This window comes from Dyadobacter sp. CY351 (assembly GCF_021502625.1).
GTDB lineage: Bacteria > Bacteroidota > Bacteroidia > Cytophagales > Spirosomataceae > Dyadobacter > Dyadobacter chenhuakuii.
In genome coordinates, this window is record NZ_JAKFFU010000003.1 from 455631 (window position 1) to 478185 (window position 22555).

Annotated in this window: 18 protein-coding genes; 12 read left to right on the top strand and 6 right to left on the bottom strand. The window is 46.2% G+C overall.

What is annotated here, in order from left to right; translation table 11 throughout:
- The first annotated feature begins 9 nt into the window (after positions 1-9).
- Entirely contained in the window at positions 10-1698 is a 1689-nt protein-coding gene (locus tag L0660_RS07470; protein ID WP_235158923.1) for a RagB/SusD family nutrient uptake outer membrane protein, read from the top strand.
- A 10-nt stretch (positions 1699-1708) separates the two neighbouring features.
- Positions 1709-3556, top strand: coding sequence for a PQQ-binding-like beta-propeller repeat protein (locus L0660_RS07475; RefSeq protein ID WP_235158924.1), 1848 nt, complete (start codon positions 1709-1711; stop codon positions 3554-3556).
- Positions 3557-3595: 39 nt separating this feature from the next.
- Here the strand turns inward: L0660_RS07475 and dgoD are convergent, their stop codons facing one another.
- Positions 3596-4744 (bottom strand): galactonate dehydratase, encoded by a 1149-nt coding sequence (gene dgoD / locus L0660_RS07480; protein ID WP_235158925.1) that lies wholly within the window; start codon positions 4742-4744, stop codon positions 3596-3598.
- A 580-nt stretch (positions 4745-5324) separates the two neighbouring features.
- Between dgoD and L0660_RS07485 the strand changes: the two genes are divergently transcribed.
- The 6 genes from L0660_RS07485 to L0660_RS07510 all read left to right on the top strand — a co-directional run bounded on the left by L0660_RS07485 (position 5325) and on the right by L0660_RS07510 (position 10228).
- The gene (locus tag L0660_RS07485; protein WP_235158926.1) at positions 5325-7730 is read left to right on the top strand and encodes an outer membrane beta-barrel family protein; all 2406 of its coding nucleotides are present in this window, start codon (positions 5325-5327) and stop codon (positions 7728-7730) included.
- 72 nt (positions 7731-7802) lie between these two features.
- Positions 7803-7994, top strand: a complete 192-nt coding sequence (locus tag L0660_RS07490) for a hypothetical protein (RefSeq protein WP_235158927.1) — start codon at positions 7803-7805, stop codon at positions 7992-7994.
- Positions 7995-8486 (top strand): ankyrin repeat domain-containing protein, encoded by a 492-nt coding sequence (locus L0660_RS07495; RefSeq protein ID WP_235158928.1) that lies wholly within the window; start codon positions 7995-7997, stop codon positions 8484-8486.
- Positions 8487-8639: 153 nt separating this feature from the next.
- Positions 8640-9527, top strand: coding sequence for a dienelactone hydrolase family protein (locus tag L0660_RS07500; protein WP_235158929.1), 888 nt, complete (start codon positions 8640-8642; stop codon positions 9525-9527).
- 26 nt (positions 9528-9553) lie between these two features.
- A complete protein-coding gene (locus L0660_RS07505; RefSeq protein ID WP_235158930.1) occupies positions 9554-9856 on the top strand; it encodes a DUF1330 domain-containing protein in 303 nt (100 codons plus the stop codon).
- A 120-nt stretch (positions 9857-9976) separates the two neighbouring features.
- Complete coding sequence (locus tag L0660_RS07510) at positions 9977-10228, top strand: hypothetical protein (RefSeq protein ID WP_235158931.1); 252 nt, start codon at positions 9977-9979, stop codon at positions 10226-10228.
- Between the two features lie 50 nt (positions 10229-10278).
- On the opposite strand, the gene L0660_RS07515 is transcribed toward L0660_RS07510, so the two are convergent.
- Complete coding sequence (locus L0660_RS07515; protein WP_235158932.1) at positions 10279-12639, bottom strand: ABC transporter permease; 2361 nt, start codon at positions 12637-12639, stop codon at positions 10279-10281.
- 104 nt (positions 12640-12743) lie between these two features.
- A complete protein-coding gene (locus L0660_RS07520; protein WP_235158933.1) occupies positions 12744-14231 on the bottom strand; it encodes an alpha-amylase in 1488 nt (495 codons plus the stop codon).
- 284 nt (positions 14232-14515) lie between these two features.
- Between L0660_RS07520 and L0660_RS07525 the strand changes: the two genes are divergently transcribed.
- The 3 genes from L0660_RS07525 (at position 14516) to L0660_RS07535 (ending at position 17499) form a co-directional block, all read left to right on the top strand.
- Positions 14516-15466, top strand: coding sequence for a hypothetical protein (locus L0660_RS07525; RefSeq protein WP_235158934.1), 951 nt, complete (start codon positions 14516-14518; stop codon positions 15464-15466).
- Positions 15467-15519: 53 nt separating this feature from the next.
- Positions 15520-15906, top strand: coding sequence for a GreA/GreB family elongation factor (locus L0660_RS07530; RefSeq protein WP_235158935.1), 387 nt, complete (start codon positions 15520-15522; stop codon positions 15904-15906).
- Positions 15907-16218: 312 nt separating this feature from the next.
- Positions 16219-17499, top strand: a complete 1281-nt coding sequence (locus L0660_RS07535) for a HAMP domain-containing sensor histidine kinase (RefSeq protein WP_235158936.1) — start codon at positions 16219-16221, stop codon at positions 17497-17499.
- A 128-nt stretch (positions 17500-17627) separates the two neighbouring features.
- Here the strand turns inward: L0660_RS07535 and L0660_RS07540 are convergent, their stop codons facing one another.
- Both L0660_RS07540 and L0660_RS07545 read right to left on the bottom strand, forming a co-directional pair.
- Positions 17628-18542, bottom strand: a complete 915-nt coding sequence (locus tag L0660_RS07540; RefSeq protein WP_235158937.1) for an AEC family transporter — start codon at positions 18540-18542, stop codon at positions 17628-17630.
- Positions 18526-20049, bottom strand: coding sequence for an FAD/NAD(P)-binding protein (locus tag L0660_RS07545; protein WP_235158938.1), 1524 nt, complete (start codon positions 20047-20049; stop codon positions 18526-18528). Before L0660_RS07545 ends, L0660_RS07540 begins: the two co-directional genes overlap by 17 nt.
- 331 nt (positions 20050-20380) lie before the next feature.
- On the opposite strand from L0660_RS07545, the gene L0660_RS07550 reads away from it, so the two are divergent.
- Positions 20381-21460 (top strand): calcium:proton antiporter, encoded by a 1080-nt coding sequence (locus L0660_RS07550; RefSeq protein WP_235158939.1) that lies wholly within the window; start codon positions 20381-20383, stop codon positions 21458-21460.
- 383 nt (positions 21461-21843) lie between these two features.
- Here L0660_RS07550 and L0660_RS07555 read toward each other — a convergent pair whose 3' ends face one another.
- On the bottom strand, positions 21844-22467 hold the full coding sequence (locus L0660_RS07555; protein ID WP_233798596.1) for a DUF4468 domain-containing protein: 624 nt from the start codon (positions 22465-22467) through the stop codon (positions 21844-21846).
- Between the last annotated feature and the right edge of the window lie 88 nt (positions 22468-22555).

Sequence of the window (22555 nt, forward strand, 5' to 3'; positions counted from 1 at the left end):
ACAGTTATTATGAAAAAGATATTGCTCATCCTTTCCATTTCACTGCTTGTTATAACGGGGTGTAAGGAGGATTTTCTCACCCGCGAGCCGCAGGACGCGCTCACGGATGACAGTTACTGGACCAATGAAAAGAATGTAAGAACCTTTGCCTGGGGCTTTTATCCCAACTATTTTCCTGCTTATGGCTCTGGCTTTACATTCGGCAGATATTTTACAGGACAAACATTAAATGATGATTTTGCCCCGCTAAGTCCGACGCAATTTATCAAAAACGTCCCCGCTACTTCCACAACCTGGACTTTTACCTGGGTCAGAAAAGCGAATCTTTTCCTGGACCGCATCCAGACTGTTCCCATGGAGCAGGAGGCCATCGCGCACTGGTCGGGGATTGCACGGTTTTTCAGGGCGATGGAATACCACGAGCTCGTGCGGACTTACGGTGATGTGCCATTTTACGATAAGGCCCTGGACGAAAAGGATGCTGCGGGACTTTACAAGAAACGCCAGCCGCGTACCGAAGTGATGGACAAGGTTTTGGAAGATTTTCAGTTTGCCGCTGCCAACGTTCGTGCCGATGACGGCGAAAAAGGTCTGACGGTTAATAAGTCGGTCGTTCTGGCTTTCATGTCCCGCGTGTTCTTGTTTGAAGGGACTTATCTGAAATATCACAACATTGATCAGGCACGGGCAAAAACGTATCTGGAAGCGGCCAAATGGGCTGCTAATGAAGTGATGCAATCCGGTCGCTATACCATTTCGGAGAATTACCGATCCCTGTTTACATCCATTTCACTGGCCGGTTCGAAGGAAATGATCCTGTATCGAAAATATGAGACCGGGCAGCTTACGCATAGTTTGAACAGTTATAACAACAAAGAACCGCAATCCGGCGCGTCTAAAAGTGCCGTGGAAAGTTATTTGTCTAAGGATGGTTTGCCTATCGCTGTTTCGCCTTTGTATTTAGGGGACAAAAACATTAAAAATGTGATGACAAATCGTGATCCACGCTTTACATCAACATTTGTGGATGCCTTGCGCGTAAGCAAATATGCGCCTAATGCTTCGTCTAGCGGCTATGCAACATGGAAATTTCTCAATGAAGAAACCAAAGAGTTGCCCGAAGGAAGTGGTTCGCTGAACCAGACAGACGGCCCTGTGATCCGCTATGGAGAGGTTTTGCTAAATTATGCGGAAGCCGCTGCGGAACTGGGCGCGATGGTGCAGGCTGATCTGGACCAGTCGGTAAATCCGCTGCGCGCCCGCCCAGGCGTTGCTTTGCCGCCATTGCAAGTTTTGGGAGGCTTACCAGCTGTCAACGGAAAGGTGTATGACGACCCGAAACGGGACAAAACAGTCGCATCGCTATTATGGGAAATCCGTCGTGAGCGTCGTGTGGAGCTGATGATGGAAGGTTTCAGATTAAATGACCTTACCCGCTGGAAAAAGATGGAATATACTGACACAAAAGTCAATGCAGACATTAACCGCGGTGCTTGGATCAAAAAAGCTGACTATCCCAACACGGATGCCATCATCGAAGGAGGTGCGGCGGAAGGCTACATCATCCCCGCTTCTAAACCCGAATCACAACGCTTATTTGAAAGCCCGAAAGTTTACCTGACCCCTATCCCATTGGATCAGATCAAGCTTTACCAGGATGCCGGTTCTGAGCTGACACAAAATCCGGGCTGGGAATAATCATCGCATTATGAGATACTTCGCACTTTGCCTGCTGCTTTGGATTGCCCCGTTTTGTTTTGGACAAAATGAAAATTTCAAATTCGCTTTCGTCAGCGATACACACGTGGGCGGCTCCACAGGTGCTGAGGATCTCATGCGCACGGTGAAGGACATTAATGCCAATCCATCGCTCGATTTCGTAGTTGTGACCGGAGACATTACGGAGTTCGGCTCTGATGACGAGCTGACATTGGCCAAGGCGATATTGGATAGTCTGCAAAAACCCTGGCATGTCATACCCGGCAATCACGATTCAAACTGGTCGGAAAGCGGGAGTAATAGCTTTAAAACCATTTTCGGTGCTGAGTCTTTTTACTTTCAGCACAAGGGTTATGCATTTCTCGGAACAGCGTCGGGGCCTAACATGCGGATGGGTCCCGGCCAGGTTCCAAGGGAGCATCTGGTGTGGCTCGACAGCACATTAAGCAAGCTGCCCGATCCGAAAATGCCGGTTATTTACCTCAACCATTACCCGCAGGACTCCGCGCTCAACAACTGGTACGATGCCTTGGACAGGTTGAAAAGGAATAATGTTCAGCTTATCCTCTGCGGCCACGGGCATAGTAATAAAGCATTGGATTTTGAAAAGATCCCGGGCGTGATGGGCCGTTCCAATCTCAGGGCAAAGGAAGAGATTGGCGGCTACAACATTGTGACCATAAGCAATGGAAAAGCATCTTTTGAAATTAAAAAGCCATTCTCCGACAGTCTGACAGCATGGAACGAAGTAACATTAACGGATCACCAATTTTCAAAAAGCACTGAAACATTCCCAAGGCCAACTTACGCAGTGAACGATCAGTTTAAGAATGTCGAAATGCTATGGAGTTACCAGGACAACAGCGATATAGGCTCCGGTGTGACCTTGCAGAAAAAAGTCATTTTATGCTCTGATACAAAAGGTGTGCTGTTTGCTTTAAATAAAAAGGGAAAGAAGATTTGGGAATACAAAACCAATGGCAAGATTTACGCCACGCCTGCCGCGTCCGGTTCGAGTGTAGTCGTGACTTCCAGTGATAAGAATGTCTATTGTGTCGATGTAAAAAACGGCAAATTGAAATGGAAATTTACTGCCGAAAAACCAATCGTCGCCAATCCTGTGATTGCTGATGGTAAGATGTTTACAGGCGGTTCGGACGGCCATTTCCGCGCATTAGACCTGGAAACCGGTGAGTTGGTCTGGGATTTTAAAGATGTAAAAGGATTCGTGGTTACCAAGCCGTTGATTTATCAGGGAAAGATCTTTTTCGGCTGCTGGGCCAATGATTTTTATGCCCTCGACATGAAAACAGGCGCTTTGGCCTGGAAGTGGAACAACGGTGCCGCAAACAGAATGTTCTCACCAGCAGCCGTTTACCCCGTCGCTTCCGGTAACCGCGTATTCGTTGTAGCACCCGACCGTTACATGACCGCACTTAATGTAGCTACTGGCAATGTAGTCTGGCGCAAGCAAATTCCAACCGTTCGCGTGCGGGAGTCAATCGGACTTTCCTCGGACAGCAGTCTCGTGTTTGTCAAAACCATGGACGGCGACATTTACGGCGTCTCCACCAAAGCTGATTCCATGGAACTGAGCTGGAAAGCGAAATTGAAATTACCCTACGAAATCTCCCCCACCGCATTGGTCGAAACCAACAACATCCTGTACGTCCCCAGCAACTCCGGAATGGTGTGCGCCATTGACCGGAGCAGCGGCGAAACGATCTGGAAACACAAAGTTTCCAACGCACTGATCAGCGGCATCACACCTGTGGACAAACGGACGGTGCTGGTGACAACGATGGATGGGAAGATTGTCATGTTGCAGACGCGCTGATAATCTTTTGGGAATACGCTCAAAGAAACTTTTTAGCTTTTACCATTCGGCAGCGCTGCCATCCTCATGGGTCCAAAGCGGGTTTTTCCAGTTGTGGCCTACTGCTGCCATTCTCCGCACCTGTTCTTCATTGATCTCAATGCCTAAGCCCGGGCCGGAAGGAATTTTTACGAAGCCATTTTCATAAGTAAAAACGGTTTTGTTTTCCAGGTAATCCATCAGGTCATTGCCCTGGTTGTAGTGAATGCCCAGGCTTTGTTCCTGGATAAATGCATTGTGGCAGGTTGCATCCACTTGCAGACAGGCAGCCAGCGCGATGGGTCCGAGTGGGCAATGCGGTGCGGCTGCAACATCAAAAGCCTCGGCCATGGAAAGGATTTTTTTACATTCCGTAATGCCTCCCGCGTGTGACAAATCCGGCTGGATAATGTCCGCATATCCCTTGGTGAGCAACTCTTTAAACTGCCAGCGACTGAACATGCGCTCGCCGGTTGCGATCGGAATGCAGGTATGATTTGCAATTTCGCGCAGCGCCTCATTATTCTCCGGGAGCACAGGTTCTTCGATAAACATCGGCCGGAATTGCTCCAATTCTTTGGCGAGAACCTTTGCCATCGGCTTGTGCAGACGACCATGAAAATCCACACCAATATCCAAAGCGTAACCCACCGCTTCCCGGATCGAAGCAACGCGAAGCAAAACGAGGTCGATCTTTTCGTAAGAATCAATGTATTGCATTTCGTCGGTTGCATTCATTTTAATGGCCTTGAAACCGCTATCGAGTGACAACTTTGCCGCAATCGCTACGTCCGAAGGCCGGTCGCCACCGATCCATGAATACACCTTGATTTTATCCCTGCACTTCCCGCCAAGCAGCTGGTGCACAGGCGCATTATAGAATTTCCCTTTAATGTCCCAAAGTGCCTGGTCGATGCCCGCAATTGCACTCATCAATATGGGTCCGCCCCGGTAAAAACCGCCTCTGTACATTGTATTCCAATGCCCTTCAATGTCCATCGGATCTTTTCCGATCAGCGTATCCATCAGCTCAATCACCGCCGCCTTCACCGTCGCCGCTTTCCCTTCGATCACCGGCTCACCCCAGCCAATAATGCCTTCATCCGTCTCTATTTTAAGAAATAACCACCGCGGCGGAACCTGAAAAAGCTCGTAACTTCTAATTTTCATTTTGACAAATAATTAATGACACATTAAAGGAAACATATTCCATTGGTTCATTAAAGCGTTGGTTGGGAATTTTATAATGAAGTTGTCTTAGAAGAATGGATTACCTAAAACATCAGAGACCATCGGAATGTCAGCTGCCAACGACAAAAATGAATGGACAATAACAAATCCCGGAGGGATGTGATTTCGGCAGCAATAACATTATCGTAGACAAAGTAAATCCCGGAGGGATATCATATCGGTAGCAACAATATGATCGTAATTAGTGTAAATCCCGGAGGGATGTAACGTCATGCAGGTTGTTACATCCCTCCGGGATTTGAAAGCTACCTGGACCATCACTTTTCTACCAATATCGCATCCCTCCGGGATTTGAGTATTAGGCGCTCTTACTCCAGCGCATGAAGTAAAATTATCGAATCCCCTCTTTCAACAAGCTCCAATTCAAAAATTCCTTTCTGGATTCTTCCGAGTAATCCGAGGATAGCTTAGCCTTGGCTCTCGCAAAAATTTAAACAAACATCTGCAACGTTTCCCGGGTTGGCTCGTCATTGCGGTACTACGAGACCAAACCTTAGCCATGAGAAAAGTTTTATTGACTATTGCTGCGTTTACAGCCAGCATCTGCTTCACATTTGCCCAGCACATTAAGATCTCCGGATTGCTTCTGGACTCAATTGCTTCAAAACCAATTGAATTTGCTACCATCGCGCTCCTTAAAAATGGCAAAATTGTCCAGGGCGTGAATGCTGATGCGAAAGGACGCTTTGTTTTTCAAAAAGTGGAAAAAGGCGAATATGCTGTTCAGGCTTCGCTGATGGGTTATGTTTCAAAAACGGTTGAAAAAATTATCGCGAGAGACGAGGACATTGAAATGGGCATCATTAAGCTGGCCCCAACTGTCCAGAACCTGAGCGAAGTGACTGTTACCGAACAGAAAGCGCTTTTTGAGGAAAAGGCGGACCGCATGGTTTACAATGCTGAAAAAGACATTAGCATCAAGGGTGGCGATGCGACGGATGTGCTTAAAAAGATCCCTTCGGTGGCGGTGGACATTGAAGGCAATGTTCAGTTGCGCGGCAGTTCCAACATTAAGGTCCTGATCAACAACAAGCCGTCGAGCATTGTGGCGCGCAGTGTTTCGGACGCATTGAAGCAAATCCCGGCGGATATCATTAAACAGGTGGAAGTAATCACTTCACCGTCAGCCAAGTATGATGCGGAAGGCACGGCGGGGATTATCAATATCATTACCAAGAAAAATACGCTGCGCGGCACGAACGGTTCGATCAGCCCTAACTTCGGACAGTGGAACAACTGGCAGAATGCGAGCATTAATCACCGCATGAAGGCCGTTAATATTTCGGCAAATGGTGGTTTCAATGATTGGAAAAACAAGCGCTTCATGCAACTGCGACGCTCATTTACCAATGGCGACACACTTATCGACCAAAATCAACCCCAGCGGATCACGGGAAAAGGTAAGAATTCGTATGCAACGGTCAATGTCGATTGGGACGTGGATTCGCTGAACAGGATTGGTGCGGGTCTTAATTATTACAATGGTATAAATACCAACAATTTCGATATCGAGTTTACGGAGACCGGCCTGGGAGCGGTAAGGCAATATTTTAAGCGGGATATGAGCCGCACTTACGACTGGGCGGGGGCAACAGTGAACCTCGATTACACGCGTTTGTTCAAAAAACCTAAAAAGGAAATAACGCTGCTCATGATGTATTCCTTTGAAGGTGAAGACAGCGATTATTTTTCCAACCTCCTTAACCGCGAGCAAACGGTATATTACCGCGAAAAAAGTTATAACATCAGCAACAACAAAGAAGGAACCGTTCAATTGGATTTCACTAACCCGATCGATAGCATCAGCACCTTGGAGTTGGGCTCTAAAACAATTTTCCGCAAAATCCTGAGCGATTACCGAATTTCCAGCGCATCCGACGGTTCGACCGATTTCAGGGACATGCCGCAGCTCGCGAATATTTTTGACTATGCCCAGCAGGTGACATCCGCCTACGTTGTGTACACCCGGACGCCGAAAAAGCGCTGGGGCATAAATCTGGGGGCGCGGTATGAACACACTTTTATCCAGGCCAACTTTTTAAATGGTACAGCCTCGTTTTCAAACAATTACGGCAATTTGATTCCCAGCGTAAGTTTATCTCGCAGTGTTAGAAAAGACCAGCAGCTACGGCTAAGCTATACGCAACGCATTCAGCGACCACAATTATTTTATCTCAATCCATATGTGAATCAGGCTGATTCTAAAAATCAATATGGAGGAAACCCTTACCTTAAACCTGAGCTAACCCACTCAATTGAAGCTAATTACAGCGTTTCCATTAAACAAACCAGCTTTAACGCGTCATTCTTTTTGCGCCAGACTAACAATGCTATTGAAAACATCAGCTCGGTGGACACAAGCGGCGTTTTAACCCAAATCTTCCAGAATGTGGCTCAGAACTCAGCTTACGGTTTGAATCTCAGCGCCAATACGAAAATATTGAAGCAATGGAGCGTAAACGGCTCATTGAATGTATTTTATAATGTATTGGAAAGCGAAGAGCTTAAAGCGCGCAATGCGGATTGGATGTATCGGATCAACCTTAATTCGAGCATTGATTTTGGCAAAGGCATTAAGGCGCAGCTTTTTGGGTTCTATAATTCTGCGCGGGTTAACCTGCAAGGGAAATATGGAGGATTCGGCTTTTATAATATGGTTTTGCAAAAAGAAGTCCTTAAAAAGAAGGGCACAATCGGGTTTGGTTACGACAATCCGTTTAACAGAAAGATCAAATGGAGAAACGATTTCGTGGGGCCAAATTTTGTACAAATTCAGGATGTGGCCATGTACAGACGCGGCTGGCGCATCAATTTGAAATATGAATTCGGTCAAATGAGCAGCGGTCCACGTCAGAAAAAGCGGATCAGTAACGATGACAAAAAAGGAGGCGAAGGCAACAACTAACCAGGATCGCCCGTAGTGGCATGCTTTTTTGACCTGCCTTACCCAACTTTGACATTCTAAATAAACCTGATTATGATGGGTAAAGCCAGTTTTAATTTAAAAGAATATTCCAGCGAAATTGTGATTAACAGCACCGACATCGAGGAAATTGTTCCGGATGCCGATTTTCGGTTCAGCCTTCTGGTCCTGAAAAATGGTGAAAAACATTTTGTAGCAGGCACAAAAGAGGAAATTGAAAACAAACTGGAAGCAAACGCATCATAAATGGGAACTATCGAAAATGTAAATCTGGATTATGTTCTTATCCATGCTGCGCGCGTGGGCGACAATGCTGTCGTTGAAGAAATCCTGTCAAGAGGGATTAATGTAAATGTCCAGGACGAAAAAGGATATACGCCGCTGATTATCGCATGTTACAACAATCGCTACGAGACCGCTAAACTGCTGCTGGAAGCTGGCGCCGACGTCAATGGCTTCGATTATGGCGGAAATACTGCATTAATGGGCGTTTCATTCAAGGGTTATCCCGAGATTGCTGAATTGCTTATTGATAATGGTGCCGATCTGAACATGCAGCACGGAAACGGTGGAACTGCCTTGATGTTCGCAGCGATGTTTGGCAGAAACGACCTGGTTAAGCTGCTTCTGGCGAGAGGTGCGGACAAAAATATTCTGGACGCCAGGGGCCTATCGGTTACAGATCTGGCTTTGCAACAGGGTAACCATGAAGCGGTTGCGCTTTTGGAGTCTGAATAAAAATCGCTTGTAAACCTAATGCTCGTAAACCTTCCCTGCTTGCACCTCAGCAAATGTCAACGACTGCTTGTCTTTTCGTGAAATGATGGTAACTTTTAAAGGTAAAATGCTTTTCCTAATAGCATTATCAAACACCTTTTACGACAACCGAATATGAGCGAGATCAGAAAAGAAGACATTAAGCAGGAAGTATTTGACCTGTACGACGACTACGCCCACGACCGTATCGACCGACGGAATTTTATGCAAAATTTATCGGCATATGCAGTTGGCGGTATTACTGTGGCGTCGCTTATGAGTTTCTTGATGCCTGATTATCAGGGCACCATTCAAGTTAATCCCAATGATCCCCGACTCAAATCGGATTATATCAACTACGATTCGCCAAAGGGTGGGAAAACCATTAAGGCGTTGTTATCAAAGCCCGAAGGTGCAACCGGAAAGCTGGGCGGCGTCATTGTGGTGCATGAAAACCGTGGCCTTAATCCGTATATCGAAGATGTGGGCAGGAGAGCGGCCCTTGCCGGATTTCTTTCCATCGCGCCCGATGCATTGACGCCATTGGGCGGCTATCCAGGAAATGATGACAAAGGACGTGAAATGCAAAGCAAAAGAGACAAAAATGAAATGTCGGAAGACTTTATTGCCGCATTTGATTATCTGAAAAATCATAAAGATTGCAATGGAAAAATTGGTGTGGTAGGCTTTTGTTTTGGAGGTGCCATGGCCAATATGATGGCCGTGAGGGTGCCTGAACTTGCCGCTTCCGTGCCTTTTTACGGCGGTCAGCCTGCCGCTGAGGACGTTCCGAAAATAAAGGCGCCGCTGCTTTTGCATTATGCTAGCCTGGACACGCGCGTGAACGAGGGATGGCCTGCTTACGAAAAGGCGCTGAAAGAAAATAACAAAGAATATACAGCCTATATGTATCCCGACACAAATCACGGCTTCCACAACGACAGCACGCCACGCTACGACAAAGCCGCAGCGGAGCTGGCCTGGACGCGCACGATTGACTTCTTTAAGCAGAAGTTGATTTAGGTTTTCATCTTTACCCTACATTAGCCATGATTTATTACACCCAGCTTATTTTCATTAAGCCAGGCAAAGAAAGCTCTTTCCATTTTTTTGAAGACCAGGTTTTGCCTTTGCTCAGCCACCATAATGGCGAACTCGTTTATCGCATCAGGCCCAGCATTTCTTCGGTCGTAACCACCACATTGGGGCATCCATATGAGATCCACCTTGTCACTTTTGCGGACCGGAAAAGCTTCGAGGGATATCGCGATGATCCGCAACGCTTGAAACACATGCATTTGAAAGATGAATCGGTGGAACGCATGATGCTCATTGAGGGCAACGCACTTTAAGGAGCGCATTCAACGACATTTGGATTGCGAATAAAAGGCGGATGAAATGGAATGAAATAGAAACTAATTGGTTTATGATATTTGCAGGAGAATAAAATAAGAGAAACAACGAGAAAAAGAATGTCGGAACCACAACTTACGGGCTTGCAAAAGCGGGCTTCAAAATACATTGACAAGGCGATTGCATACCAGGTCAGGCCGGGTGAAATGATCGAAGGCCATTTTATTGGTTTTGATAAAACAAATATTGACCGCGCAGTTATACAGATGTCAAATGCCGCCGACCGCACTACCCTGCCCTTAATGACCGTAGTGAATTATTTTGAAGGAGTTGAAGATGACGAAGATGATGATGCTTTGATCAACCAATAAAAAAATGAATGCTTGTTAAGTCAGACCTCTTTATTTAAATACTTGGATAATTATTCCGATTTGATGGACTTTACCGGGTTTGCTAGTGCGGCCTTAACACTTTGGAAACTTATTGTGATAAGCGCAGTAATGATCGCGAGCAACCCGCCGAGCAGGAACATCCACCATTGAATATTTATTTTATAGGCAAAATCTTTCAGCCATTCCTCCATCAAAAACCAGGCGACAGGCGTTGCGATAACGATGGCGATAATAACGAGTTTCATAAAATCTTTGGACAACAATGTTGTAATGTTCAAAACAGTAGCGCCCAGCACTTTTCGGATCCCGATTTCTTTGGTGCGCTGTTCCGTGGTGAAAGAGGCGAGGCCCAGCAAACCAAGGCACGAAATGACGATGGCTACGCCTGCAAAAAAATTGAACAATTGCCCCGTTTGTTGTTCGGTTCGGTACAAATCGTTGTAATTCGCGTCCAAGAATGTGTATTCAAATGGATAGGCAGGCAAATATTGCTTCCAAAGTTTTTCGGCTGCCGCCAAGGCATCTGGTGCCAGCTCGCCGGTGGTGCGGATATTCACCATGAAGTTACTTTCCGGTTTACTGAACAGGACCAAAGGCCAGACAGGCTCGCGGATAGAGGTCATATTGAAATCTTTAACAATGCCAATGATCGTTCCTTCCGTGCCCTCGTGCTTGAAACGTTTGCCCACCGGATCTTTCAAACCCGTTTCTTTCACAGCGGTTTCATTTAATATAAAATACGCTGAATCGGGTTTTGAACCGCTGAAATTGCGTCCAGACAGTAATTTTATTCCAAAATTTTCGATAAAATCCTTGTCAATGCCCATCTGGACCATGATCAGCGTCCGGTCTTTTTCCTTTCCGTCCCAATCAACCGATGCGGTTCCGGTCTGAATATTAACGGGTGTATCCGTGGATGTGCTGATGCCCAGTATGCTCGATTGGCCGCTTAATGCCTGCTTGAATTGAGGTGTAAATTTGCGCCCGTCGAAAGTAAAAACATGCGCCCGCTTAAAGCCAGGATCGCGCTCGCGAATGAAATGAAGCTGACTGCCAATGATAAAAGTGCCGACAATAAGAATCGTTGCCAGCGAAAACTGCGTGACAACCAATAATTTCCGCAACCCAGCCCCGCTTACCTGGCTGGTATGACCCTTTAGTGCCTGAATGGGATTAAAGCTAGCGACCATTATAGCCGGATAAATTCCCGCCAGCAGGAAACAGAATGTCAGACTGCCGATCAGCACTTGCCAAGCCCTTGGATCGAAGAGCGAGAAATGACCCGTTTTGCCTGTTAGGCTTTTGTAAAGCGGTAAAAGCGCTTGCAGTAAGGCAATAGAAAGGATTAGTGCCAGGGTCAATGTCAGCAAGGATTCTACCAGTAACTGCCTCGCCAGCTGTGCAGAACCCGCTCCAACGACCTTGCGGACGCCAATTTCCTTGGCCCGTCTTGTGGCGCGTGCGGTAGTCAGGTTTACATAATTGATACAACCGATGCCTAATAAAAGCACCGCAACAATTCCTAAAATGCTTACTTGCTTCATAGCGAACCCGCCGCCTTCTACCGGATATAAATGAATCTCGGTAAATGGTTGTAAAAGATAATCCGGAATGTTGGGCTTGCCTTTCAGTATGGACGCTTGTATTGCCGTTAGTTTCCTTCCTACACTTTCCGGTGAGGCTTCCGAACACAGCTTCACATACGTTGCAAATCCGAAATCATCCCAATTCTCGTCAGCCAGTTTAGCGCCGCCATTTTCAGGACCGGAATTTTTTAATACTTCAAAATTGACATACAAATGATCCTTAATAGAAGAATTGTCGGGCGCATCTTCCAGCACACCGCTGACAATGAGCGTAACATTGGTTTCAACATTCATGAAGGTTTTGCCCATTGCATCTGCAGTGCCGAAGAATTTCCGGGCCAGCTTTTCTGTAAGCACAACCGAGTTAGGTTCCGGAAACGGTGCGTTGCGGTCGCCATACAACATTTTAAAGCCATTGAAAAATGTCAGAAAATTTGCTTCCGTAAAGGCGAGGTTATCCTTTTGGTTGAATGTTTTTCCATTGGCCTTGAAAGTTGCCGAAGGATAATATCCCATCCGCACTGCACTTTCCACTTCCGGAATTTGCTTTCTGGCCTCGACGGCCACGGGGCCCGGCGTTGAGGTAAATATATTTTCGTCTGTTCCTTTTCCAAAACGGGCATTAACCTGATAAATCCGGTCCGCATCGGCGTGGAACCTGTCAAAACTCAGCTCATCCCGGACCCACCAAAAAAGCAGCAAACTCACAGCCAGCACGACAGCCAAACCGCCAATGTTAAGCGCTGAATACCAACCGCCCGAGCGGACGTTACGCCATGCAATTTTGAAATGGTTACGAATCATAAAGCGATCTGGTTAACAGGTTTTTAAACCATTACCAGATCGGCTGACGTTGTGTGGCAGGGAAGCAGCATTTAATCCTCCCCTCCGTTTCTATTGTATTTCAATTACCCGTTCTGAACTCCCCAGACACTCACAGAACGCCCGTTTACGCGAAATTCTGCGTGCCCGTCCTCTCCTACTACCACCGGCTCCTGAACGAAATTCAAGTAATCCACAAAAGTCTTTCCTGCATGCTGCTGGCCTATGAACATTGTTTTTGCCGCATTTTCGTGATTGGAAATCAAAACTGCACAACCTGAGTTTTCATGCTCATCACCTTCGCGCGTCCAGCCAATGCAGTTAATGTCATCGAAATAATCGTTTTGTGTGCCATATGCCAGCTTTTTTCTTACGTAAAGCAATGCTTCCAGCACATTCAGTTTTTCCAGTGTGATTTCATGTTCCTGTTCATCGTTGCCTGTATCCGTGTATTTGGAGCCATACAAATCGCTGTAAAAAATACATGGGTAACCGGCCTGACGTAAGAGAATGATCGCATAAGCCATCGGCCTGAACCAGCCTTCCACGGTCTGTTCCAAGGATTGCAGCGGCTGTGTGTCATGATTTTCTACCAATGTCACCGCAAGCTCAGGCATTGTTTCCACCAGCGTTTCATTCAGGATCGTCCTCAGATCATAATGTTCGTTTTCTTTTGAAGCCCTGAAAAAGTTGGCTTGCAACGGCGCATCGAAAAGCGAAACGCGCTTGTCCGTCGCTTCAATGTAAGCCAGCATAGAACCCAGGTCATACGGTGCCCAATATTCGCCGACAGTATAGAACTCTTTCTGATATTTTCCGCGCAAATGGTCGAGCCATTCATTAAAAAATGCAGGATCCATGTGTTTGATCGCATCCAGTCTGAAACCGTCGCAATGAACTGTTTCCACAAACCATTCTCCCCAGTTTTTCAATTCCTGACGCACATGCGGATTACGGAATTCGATATCCGAAAGCATCAGATAATCATAGTTACCGTTTTCCAGATCGAGCACATCCTGCCAGCCATCACCATACTGATTTTGAATACTGTAAATTGCATTTTGCTCAGTTGAGGCATTATAATCCACACCCGAAAAGCATTGATAATCCCACACAAACTGAGAGTATTGCCCGGCCCTGCCGGGAAATGTAAACTTGGTATACGCCTCTATTTCGAAAGTATCGCTCACAAATTCATTGCGATTTTCGGGCGTAACTTCCTTAACGGGCACCACTTCTTTTTCATCGGCACCGCCCATGTGGTTCAAAACGATGTCACAATAAACTTGTAAACCGGCTTCCTGACCAGCTGCAATTGCGTAGATCAACTCTTGTTTTGTGCCATATTTGGTCCTTACTGATCCTTTTTGGTCAAATTCGCCAAGGTCGTACAAATCATAAGAATCATAACCGGAGGAATCCGCTCCTTCCATTCCTTTTTGTGCTGGCGGCAGCCATACTGAGTCGATGCCCAGATTTTTGAGACGGGCAGCTTCATTCTTGAAATGATTCCAAAGCGATCCGTCCGCAGGATAGTACCATTCAAAGAATTGAAGCATTGTAAAATTTTCCATAAACTGTTAATGAAGCGCTACGGGGTTTGATGCAGCAGATACATTACTCTAAATAACCATACCGGCCCAGAAAGTTTAGTTTGCTAATCTTATCGTTTAGACATTGGCTTATATCAACAAAACGCCCTTCCGCTTCCTATGCTCCCAAGCCTGTGGAACGAGCCATGCGGCCGTCCCGACAAAAGTCCATCAAGCATTAACATTTAATATGAAAATAGTTAAAAAAGATTTTGTTTTAACGAAATATGCCTGTAAATTTACAACTGTAAAAATAAAAATCAGCAATGACTTACATTAGTGCGCAACCAGTTCTGACGAATGAGTGGGATGACATTTGTTTTCCTGTGAGCCCCGTTTGGCTGGCGGATCTCTTGCCGGATTATGACATTATCGCAACGGATCGTCAGCAGCTCGTGGTGGGTGAACCGCTGCGTGGCAGAAAGACGATATTTGGGATCCAAAGCGCCGACTATACGATTATTCCAAACAGCTGGATCCGGGAAGTGATCGATAAGGTGTTTGGGAAAAATTACGAGGTCCAGATCAAATATACAAGCACGGGAGAATTCAGCATCAGCATTATCCTTTCCGACGGATTCTCCATCGGCAATGAGAGCCTGCAACGCAGTATGATCCTTACCAACAGTTATAACGGCAAAACACCTTTAACAATTCAGGGTCAGACCTTTACGACCATGACGAACGAAGGAAACAAGCCGGGAAGCAGCATGTATCGTGAGGTCTGCAAAAATGGTCTTATGGGCTGGGCCGACTCGTTTGGCAAGCTGACTGATTATCAGCATTGGCTGGAAGAAAAACCAAAAACAAAGGATAAAAAACAACCGGTCAAAAGCACACAGGAATTGCGTAAAATCCATCATAGCCGTCTTACGCAGGAGATTTTTCAGGCACAATTGTATGCCATGCTCGTGGGGCACAAAAAGCCGAGGCCAACATTAACTGCCACGGTGTATGAGCATTTGCAGCAGCGGAAAGTGTCTAAGGCAGAAGAGGATCTGCTTAGAAAACTGCCGATTCCGGTCCAGCTGGCGAAGCAAGCACAGGAACGGCTTCGGCTGGAAGAGCGGATTCTGGACGCCAGCCCCTCCTACTGGCTGATGTACAACGCAGTTAACCATGCGCTTTTCAACGCGCGCAGCAGCCTCACGCTAAACGACCGTTACAAGTTGGATGAGCGTGTTTTTCATCAACTGGCTGCCAGCTCATTTGCATAGCGGCAATCCGTGACGCCTTCCGGTGTCACAACATTTACTTTAATTCTATAATTATGAATACGCAAAGAAACCATGTGATATTAGGTGAAGATGATTTTCGTATGTTAAAACAATTCGCCGAAAATTTCAGCAGCAGCAATGCGAACGAAATGTCCCTGTCCTACGAACTTAACCGCGCGATCGTGGTGGAAAACGACGAGTTGCCACCGGATAGCATCAGACTGAATTCGGAGGTGAAAGTGAGGGAATTAACGACAAATAAGGAGATGGAATTCTCCATTGTAATGCCTGCTTTGGCTGATATTAAACAAAAGAAAATCTCCGTACTAACCCCAATGGGCGCCGCTTTGATCGGGCTTTGCAAAGGCGAGACAGTGGAATGGAAAATGCCCGCAGGCATGAAGAAGTTCCAGGTGTTGGACGTAAGGCAAATGCTATGAAGGCGCCGCGGCATCCGCTCATCTATGCGATGTTGTGCGCGTTTGTGCTGATGACTTTTTACATTGCATTCTGTCTGATTACATTTAATATGTAACCCAATTTATCCCCGGCCGTTAGTGGCTCCGCTTTACGAAGTCAACCGGACTCTATCAAGCAACTTTAAGGCATAGGCCAGGTCAATAACCTGGCTTTTTTTGTCTTGAGGATTTGCAGATAGCCCCAAACTAATGTCCATGCGAGCAAAGCATTGCAGCAAGGTATAATATTTGTAGTTGTTCCTGAAAGAAAAATACCGATCAACGACGTCCGTTATGGCAAAGAAAGAATCAGGAAAACTCGATAAAGCGAAGGATCTGGCTGTACACCTCCGTGCACGCAGGGAAATAATTTTAAACAGATGGCGCGAAAGATGCGCCGATGATCCTTCGCTAAGCAGTAAAAGCAGCTTTTCCAGAGAGGAATTCAATGACCAGGTCCCGTTGTTACTCGATGTGCTCGATCAGCGCCTGCAACAAATAGAACCCACACACGACCCGATTGTAATTGCCAACGAGCATGGCATTCACCGCTGGCAAAATGGTTACTCGCTTCGGGAGCTGGTCATTGAGCTGGAACACCTTATCGCGATCCTGATTGATGAGGTTGACCGGTATAATTTGGATTTTTCCAAACTTGATGCAGCTAACGCATCCTACGTTTACCGGGAGCTAAGCCGGATCTATGCCGAGGCAAACCGCGGCAGTGTCGTATCCTACAATGATTTAGGGCAGACGGCTGCGGCAGAGCAAGCGTCCAGTCTGCAAAAGGCACTGGATCAGCTGCTCCAACTGGGAAAAAAGAGAAACGAGCATTTGAGACACAGTTCGCACGATTTGCGATCGAGTTTCAGCGTGATATTAATGGCGTCCCAACTTTCGCAAACGCAATCTTCTGACACAGAGCGAGCGGAATTGATGAACATTTTAAATAAAAATCTGACCTCGTTGCGGGATATGTTACTGCAACTCACCGACTATGCGCGTATCGAAGCCGGTCAGGAGACGCTGGACATCAAAGATTTCAATGTGGCTGATTTGATAAAAGAAATTGTTGAAAACGCGCAGCCGGTAGCAGAATTACGCAAACTGAAAATCACTGCCGAAGGTCCTGACACACTAAAAATATCCAGCGACAAAGTTCAGATCCGGCGTGTCTTACAAAACCTCCTTTATAATGCATTAAAATATACAGAATCAGGCGGCGTCTATATAACCTGGTCCAATGAGAATGAAAGACGGTGGGTGCTTAGCGTACAGGATACCGGCCCTGGTTTCCGGGAAAATTCGCCCGCGGCTGTCTTCGCAGAACAATTAAAGCCAGCCACGCACACGACCGGCATCCACAATCATGTGCCTCCCATTGAGCGCGTTCCCCTGATATCGGATGAAAGTGATAATGGGTCGTTCAAAGAAAGTGAAGGACTTGGTTTATTTATTGTGAAGAAAATATGCGAACTGATGAAGGCGACGATGGACATTGAAAGTGCACCTGGGAAAGGCACATTGGTAAGGGTTCGTTTTCAGTCAAAACAAGAGCTTAATGCTGCACCATAAGCGCTTATTTTAAGAATTTACATTTCAAGAATTGAAGTGTTTTATGTTTCCAAGACATCGTCGTATATGCCATATCGATCGCCTGTACTTTTTTTAAAATACTAAGGATCAAGACTGGCATAACCCTGCTACTGCATGAAAAATGTTGCGGCCGAAACGAGCACAACAGACAGCAACATTGATAGAAATACCAGGATCGAAGATTGTTCTTCATCCGCTTTCAAAAAAGCAGCAAATACCGTAACATTCGCTGCAATAGGAAACAACGGAACCAGGGCGAGCATTTTGTAATCCTCCTCTTCCAGGTCTTTGGCTATAAAGGAGGCTGCGAAAGCGATAACGCCAAGGATGATGATCGCGGCAAGCGTGCGAAAACCAAGCAGTTTTGAAAAGTAAGGAATTTTAATGTTCTTGAAATCAACACTTGCCAGTTGAAACCCTACGATCATCATACCGGCTGCGGAAACAGCAAAACTGACCACACCAAGGGCGGGTTTAACAAACTCAGGCGTTTCCAGCCCGGCTATCTTACAGATTATTCCCGCAACAAACACATACAGGAACGGAATACTAAGCATTTCCTTGAACGCTTTCTTAGCCGGATATTTAGTCTTGGCTACCTGGTAATAACCGATTGTGTCGCCATATAAAGCCGAACCCAGGTAAATGCAGATCAGCACACTGACTTTGTCTTCTCCAAATAGCGCGGTCACAGTTGGGATGCCGAAAAAAGCAATGTTGAAAAACGAAAATGAGCTTCGCAGCAGCAAAGGATCAGTCTCAGATGCTAGCTTGTTTTGAGCCAGTTTCGCAGCAAAATTCATCCCTAATGCCAGCAAAAACGTCAGAATAGGCAAAACGATCAGCTTGGAAGCCTCAGCGTCAAGCATGTTTGTAAATACAAGCAACGGCAAGAGCACATTGATCAGCGGCTTGCTGATGTAATCTGAATTGAAGTCAAATTTCTTGCTGATCAGATATCCGGCCGGGATAAATGCCATGACAGGAAATAGCTCGCCGTAAAGTTTAAGAAGGGTTTCCAATAATCTGACTGATAAGGTGACGTGATAAATTGCCGATCGTTTTGACGTTATACCAAACCGCGTTTACATCCAGCAGCAAGCCATTTGTAATATGACCAACCGCGTAAAAGTTTGGATAAGCGCTTTTGCCGGTGATGACCTGCATTGTTTCCGTATTGATCTTGATCCCGCCCGCATCCTCCGGCTCAATCAAACCATCCTTCGCGAGATTCTGCATCAGCTCCGATTTCATCACTTTGACAGCGGACGCAGGCCCTGTGGCGTTGATCACAAACGTCTCAACCGACTCATTTCCGTCGCCGTGGATTAGCACAAAGCTATTTTTACTGTCGTCAAAAACCACTTCTTTCAAGCCCGGAACAACCTGTAACTGGTTTGATATGAACAACTTGTTGACCCGCTCAGCATTCACAAGCGGCATGCAGTGACGATTCACCGCCCAGTAAGCACCGAACCATTTTTTAAATTTGAGCTTTTCAGATTCATCCAGCCATTTCCACATTTCAGAACTCTCATACCGAAGCGAATAGGGAATGTTACTGAGTGCATCACCACCGTTTTTAGCAATTTCAATGTCCTCTGCCAGCAGTTTTTCGGCTGGCTTATCTGTTCTGGCAGTGGCTTTCCAATCGATTTTTCCGCCTGCATATGTTTCTGCTTCTTTTTTGAAAAGCCTGAATATTTCTTTCACTGTAGGGTTTCTCAGTTCCTTCCGCTGGATCTCGTGAAGATTTTTGAGCGTCAAAAATTTACAATCGATCATTGCAGCCTGATCCGCCGGTTGCACCCTGGGCATCAGCCCGTCCGGCGAGTAGCACGTAATTTTTCCCTTATAATCGTTATCAGTAAGCGTCATCAATGCGTCCACAGCACTAAGGCTCGACCCTAAGATCGCTACATCCGCATCCTTTGGAATTTTCTCCAAAATAGGCTCTGATGGCCAGGGAGAGCCGAAATAATTCTCTTTATCATTCAAATCCGGATAATTATCGGCAACCGGCGTGCCAGGGGAAAGCACCAGAAAATCACACGAATGCTGCGTGTTTCCGGACAAGTGAATGGTGAAACGGGGTTCTCCACGGGCAACGCTTTTTGCGCTCGCATGGATCACCTGTACATCCATGCCTTCGTTCCTGGCCAGGGCAAAGTAATGCTCGAATTGTTCTTTCAGATAATCACCATACAGCCTGCGGGTGGTAAAAGCTCTGTTCTCACCTTGGTTATCAACAACTTCGCTGCCAATCCGCGCATCATGCTCGATCAGCCAATCGCTGAAATGCTGTGGCTCTGTAAAATGGATTCCCATCAGATCGGCCTGGGTGTTGAGAATATGACCCGGTTGTTTGGTCCCAAAAGCAAGTCCCTTGCCAACTTCTTTGTTCTCTTCAATGATGGTAATGCTAACTTCCCGGTGGCTTTTTGCGATGCGTAATTGAAGAAAAAGCTCTATGAATGCTGATATTCCGCAAGCGCCGCCACCGATAATCGTAATATTTGTTAAACTCATTTTTAAGGATCCTGTTTGCTATCCGCTCCCATTTGAAGCAGGACGAACCGGACACTTAAAAGAATCATGCTAATTACACATCCGGAACTGGCTGAAAAACAGTTTCTCTTCTCCGCGTAGCCCTTCGAACCAGCGTTTCCTTGCATTCACAATGACTAATAAAATTTAAAAAATCCCATAATTTTTCACAGCCAGACGCCTTCCTTGCGGATTACTTTTTTTATCTTTCAGTTTCTCGGTTGTGCCGATTGCAGACAAACTAACGTCTTTATTGCCTTCAGTACGACTTTACAACAAGTCCTAAGGCTTGTCTTCACTAAAATTTGTTTTCATGAAGTCTAAACTCTCGCTGCCACGCTGGTCTATCATAACCCCTATTCTGGCGTGGCTTCTTTATTATGGTAAATCTTTCGAGTTCGGTAGTGTATATGACGTGTTCCTCGCTTTTGGACTAATAGGTGTAGTGCTGGCCGCGGTGCACCATGCCGAAGTAATTGCGCACCGCGTGGGCGAACCAGCCGGAACACTCGTCCTTGCCATTGCTATTACAATTATTGAAGTGGCTTTAATTGTTTCGCTCATGCTGGCAGGCGGCGCCGAAACGGCTGCGCTTGCCAGGGACACGGTTTTTGCTGCGATTATGATTATTCTTACGGGTATTATCGGGCTATGCCTGCTTGTGGGCGGTTACCGCTATCAGGAGCAGCAATTTGGGAAGTTCGGCGTAAGTGCTGCCCTGGTGACGCTTACCGCGATTTCCGTACTCACACTGGTTTTACCCAATTACACAACCAGCGTTATCGGGCCTGTTTACAACAATAGCCAGCTTATTTTCGTGGCGATCATCTCGCTGGTGCTTTACGGCACATTTGTAATGGTGCAGACTGTCCGTCACCGCGCCTACTTTCTCCCGGAAATCGATGCAAACAAGGAAACGCCTGCCGATCCGCCCTCGAATCAGGTGACCTTAATCAGCACTGTTTTGCTGCTGGTATGCCTCGCTGCGGTGGTGCTTCTGGCGAAAATGCTGGCACCTACTATTGAAACTTTCGTTGTAGAAATGGGTGCTCCCAAGTCGCTTGTGGGGGTCATTGTTGCTGCTGTCATTCTGCTGCCTGAGGGTTTAGCGGCGTTAAGGGCTGCAAAGAAAAACCGGCTGCAGATCAGTTTGAACCTCGCGCTAGGCTCTGCACTCGCGAGTATCGGCCTTACCATTCCTGTTGTGGCAGTAGTATCCATATTCACCGGCCTGACCATCACCCTGGGTATCGACACGAAATCCACGCTCCTGCTCATTCTGTCTCTTTTCACCGTAGCCCTATCCTTCGGGACCGGAAAAACCACCGTCATGCAAGGCGTAGTCCTCCTGGTCATTTTCGCGGTATATTTGTTCACTACGATTGTGCCTTGAAAAAGGCTCGTCCTTAAAGCGGCGATCTCACATTTATCATCATACAAAACAAAACGGGGAAGCAAGCTTCCCCGTTTTGTTTCGATTAACCTAAGCGATTATTCAACAATAATGTCTTTGTGCGATGTAGTCATAGTATTATGTGGTTAGTTCAACAAAAACTTTAAAGCAATGTATTAATGTTTGATTGACCAATAAGTAAAGTTATCAAATGAGTAAAATGTTCTTCATTAACGCCGTCCTGCTTTTAATCTACAACAAGGTAACTAGCAAAGCTTATTACAAGCTTTCCAGCAGGTAAGGTTAACGAACCTTTTAAACAAAATGAATTCTATTTATTCTTCGGAAAAGCATTTATCAAAAGGAAAGAATTTTACTCAACCTCACTTCGCAGCCAGCGAGCCGGGACCCAGCACTGCTTCGCGGAGGCCGTTTTGGATCATGGTGAATTGGAGGTCCATCAGGTAGTGGGATTTGTGATAGTCTTGCAGGACGGACTTGATGTTGCGGCGCTGCTGGTACAGCTTAGCCTTGGCCTTTTTGCTTTTAGTAATGGAAATCTCGCGACCAATGTCGTCGATATGTTTACCGTACATGCCGATGTTTGAAAAATCTGCATCTGCCGATGTGTAGTCAGCCGAAACGGCATTGCGCGTCTTTACATTGTTAATGGTGCAGTTGTAAAATCCATCCTTAATATCAACCTGGACGCGGTAACTGAATGATTTGAAACTTTCGGAAACGATCGGTTCCTGGTCCTGGAAAACGATCCTGCCTAAACCCGCATCCTCAACCCTTATCACCTCACGATAATTGGGATAGGTCCTTCGTATCCAGGCCCTCGCAGCGCTAAAAGCCTTATCGCGTGACTGGCCGGTTTGAACTGATTTGGTCTGGGTGATTTCGCCGGTGAACCGGTCGTAGGGCAAGCCTGACTTCTGTGCGAAGCTTGGCGTGAACAGATTCAGGGCAACAATGAAGAGCGTTGAGAGTAGAGGGTATTTCATTACAGACTAGAGAGTATATATTTATCGGTAATGATAAGAATTATAGAAAATCTTTCAAAATTTATGTAGATAAACTTGGATGTTTTTG

Bases quoted from the DNA above. Each gene is read 5' to 3' on its own strand.
- L0660_RS07470 (WP_235158923.1), top strand. From the start codon at position 10: ATGAAAAAGATATTGCTCATCCTTTCCATTTCACTGCTTGTTATAACG.
- L0660_RS07475 (WP_235158924.1), top strand. From the start codon at position 1,709: ATGAGATACTTCGCACTTTGCCTGCTGCTTTGGATTGCCCCGTTTTGT.
- dgoD (WP_235158925.1), bottom strand. From the start codon at position 4,744: ATGAAAATTAGAAGTTACGAGCTTTTTCAGGTTCCGCCGCGGTGGTTA.
- L0660_RS07485 (WP_235158926.1), top strand. From the start codon at position 5,325: ATGAGAAAAGTTTTATTGACTATTGCTGCGTTTACAGCCAGCATCTGC.
- L0660_RS07490 (WP_235158927.1), top strand. From the start codon at position 7,803: ATGATGGGTAAAGCCAGTTTTAATTTAAAAGAATATTCCAGCGAAATT.
- L0660_RS07495 (WP_235158928.1), top strand. From the start codon at position 7,995: ATGGGAACTATCGAAAATGTAAATCTGGATTATGTTCTTATCCATGCT.
- L0660_RS07500 (WP_235158929.1), top strand. From the start codon at position 8,640: ATGAGCGAGATCAGAAAAGAAGACATTAAGCAGGAAGTATTTGACCTG.
- L0660_RS07505 (WP_235158930.1), top strand. From the start codon at position 9,554: ATGATTTATTACACCCAGCTTATTTTCATTAAGCCAGGCAAAGAAAGC.
- L0660_RS07510 (WP_235158931.1), top strand. From the start codon at position 9,977: ATGTCGGAACCACAACTTACGGGCTTGCAAAAGCGGGCTTCAAAATAC.
- L0660_RS07515 (WP_235158932.1), bottom strand. From the start codon at position 12,639: ATGATTCGTAACCATTTCAAAATTGCATGGCGTAACGTCCGCTCGGGC.
- L0660_RS07520 (WP_235158933.1), bottom strand. From the start codon at position 14,231: ATGGAAAATTTTACAATGCTTCAATTCTTTGAATGGTACTATCCTGCG.
- L0660_RS07525 (WP_235158934.1), top strand. From the start codon at position 14,516: ATGACTTACATTAGTGCGCAACCAGTTCTGACGAATGAGTGGGATGAC.
- L0660_RS07530 (WP_235158935.1), top strand. From the start codon at position 15,520: ATGAATACGCAAAGAAACCATGTGATATTAGGTGAAGATGATTTTCGT.
- L0660_RS07535 (WP_235158936.1), top strand. From the start codon at position 16,219: ATGGCAAAGAAAGAATCAGGAAAACTCGATAAAGCGAAGGATCTGGCT.
- L0660_RS07545 (WP_235158938.1), bottom strand. From the start codon at position 20,049: ATGAGTTTAACAAATATTACGATTATCGGTGGCGGCGCTTGCGGAATA.
- L0660_RS07550 (WP_235158939.1), top strand. From the start codon at position 20,381: ATGAAGTCTAAACTCTCGCTGCCACGCTGGTCTATCATAACCCCTATT.
- L0660_RS07555 (WP_233798596.1), bottom strand. From the start codon at position 22,467: ATGAAATACCCTCTACTCTCAACGCTCTTCATTGTTGCCCTGAATCTG.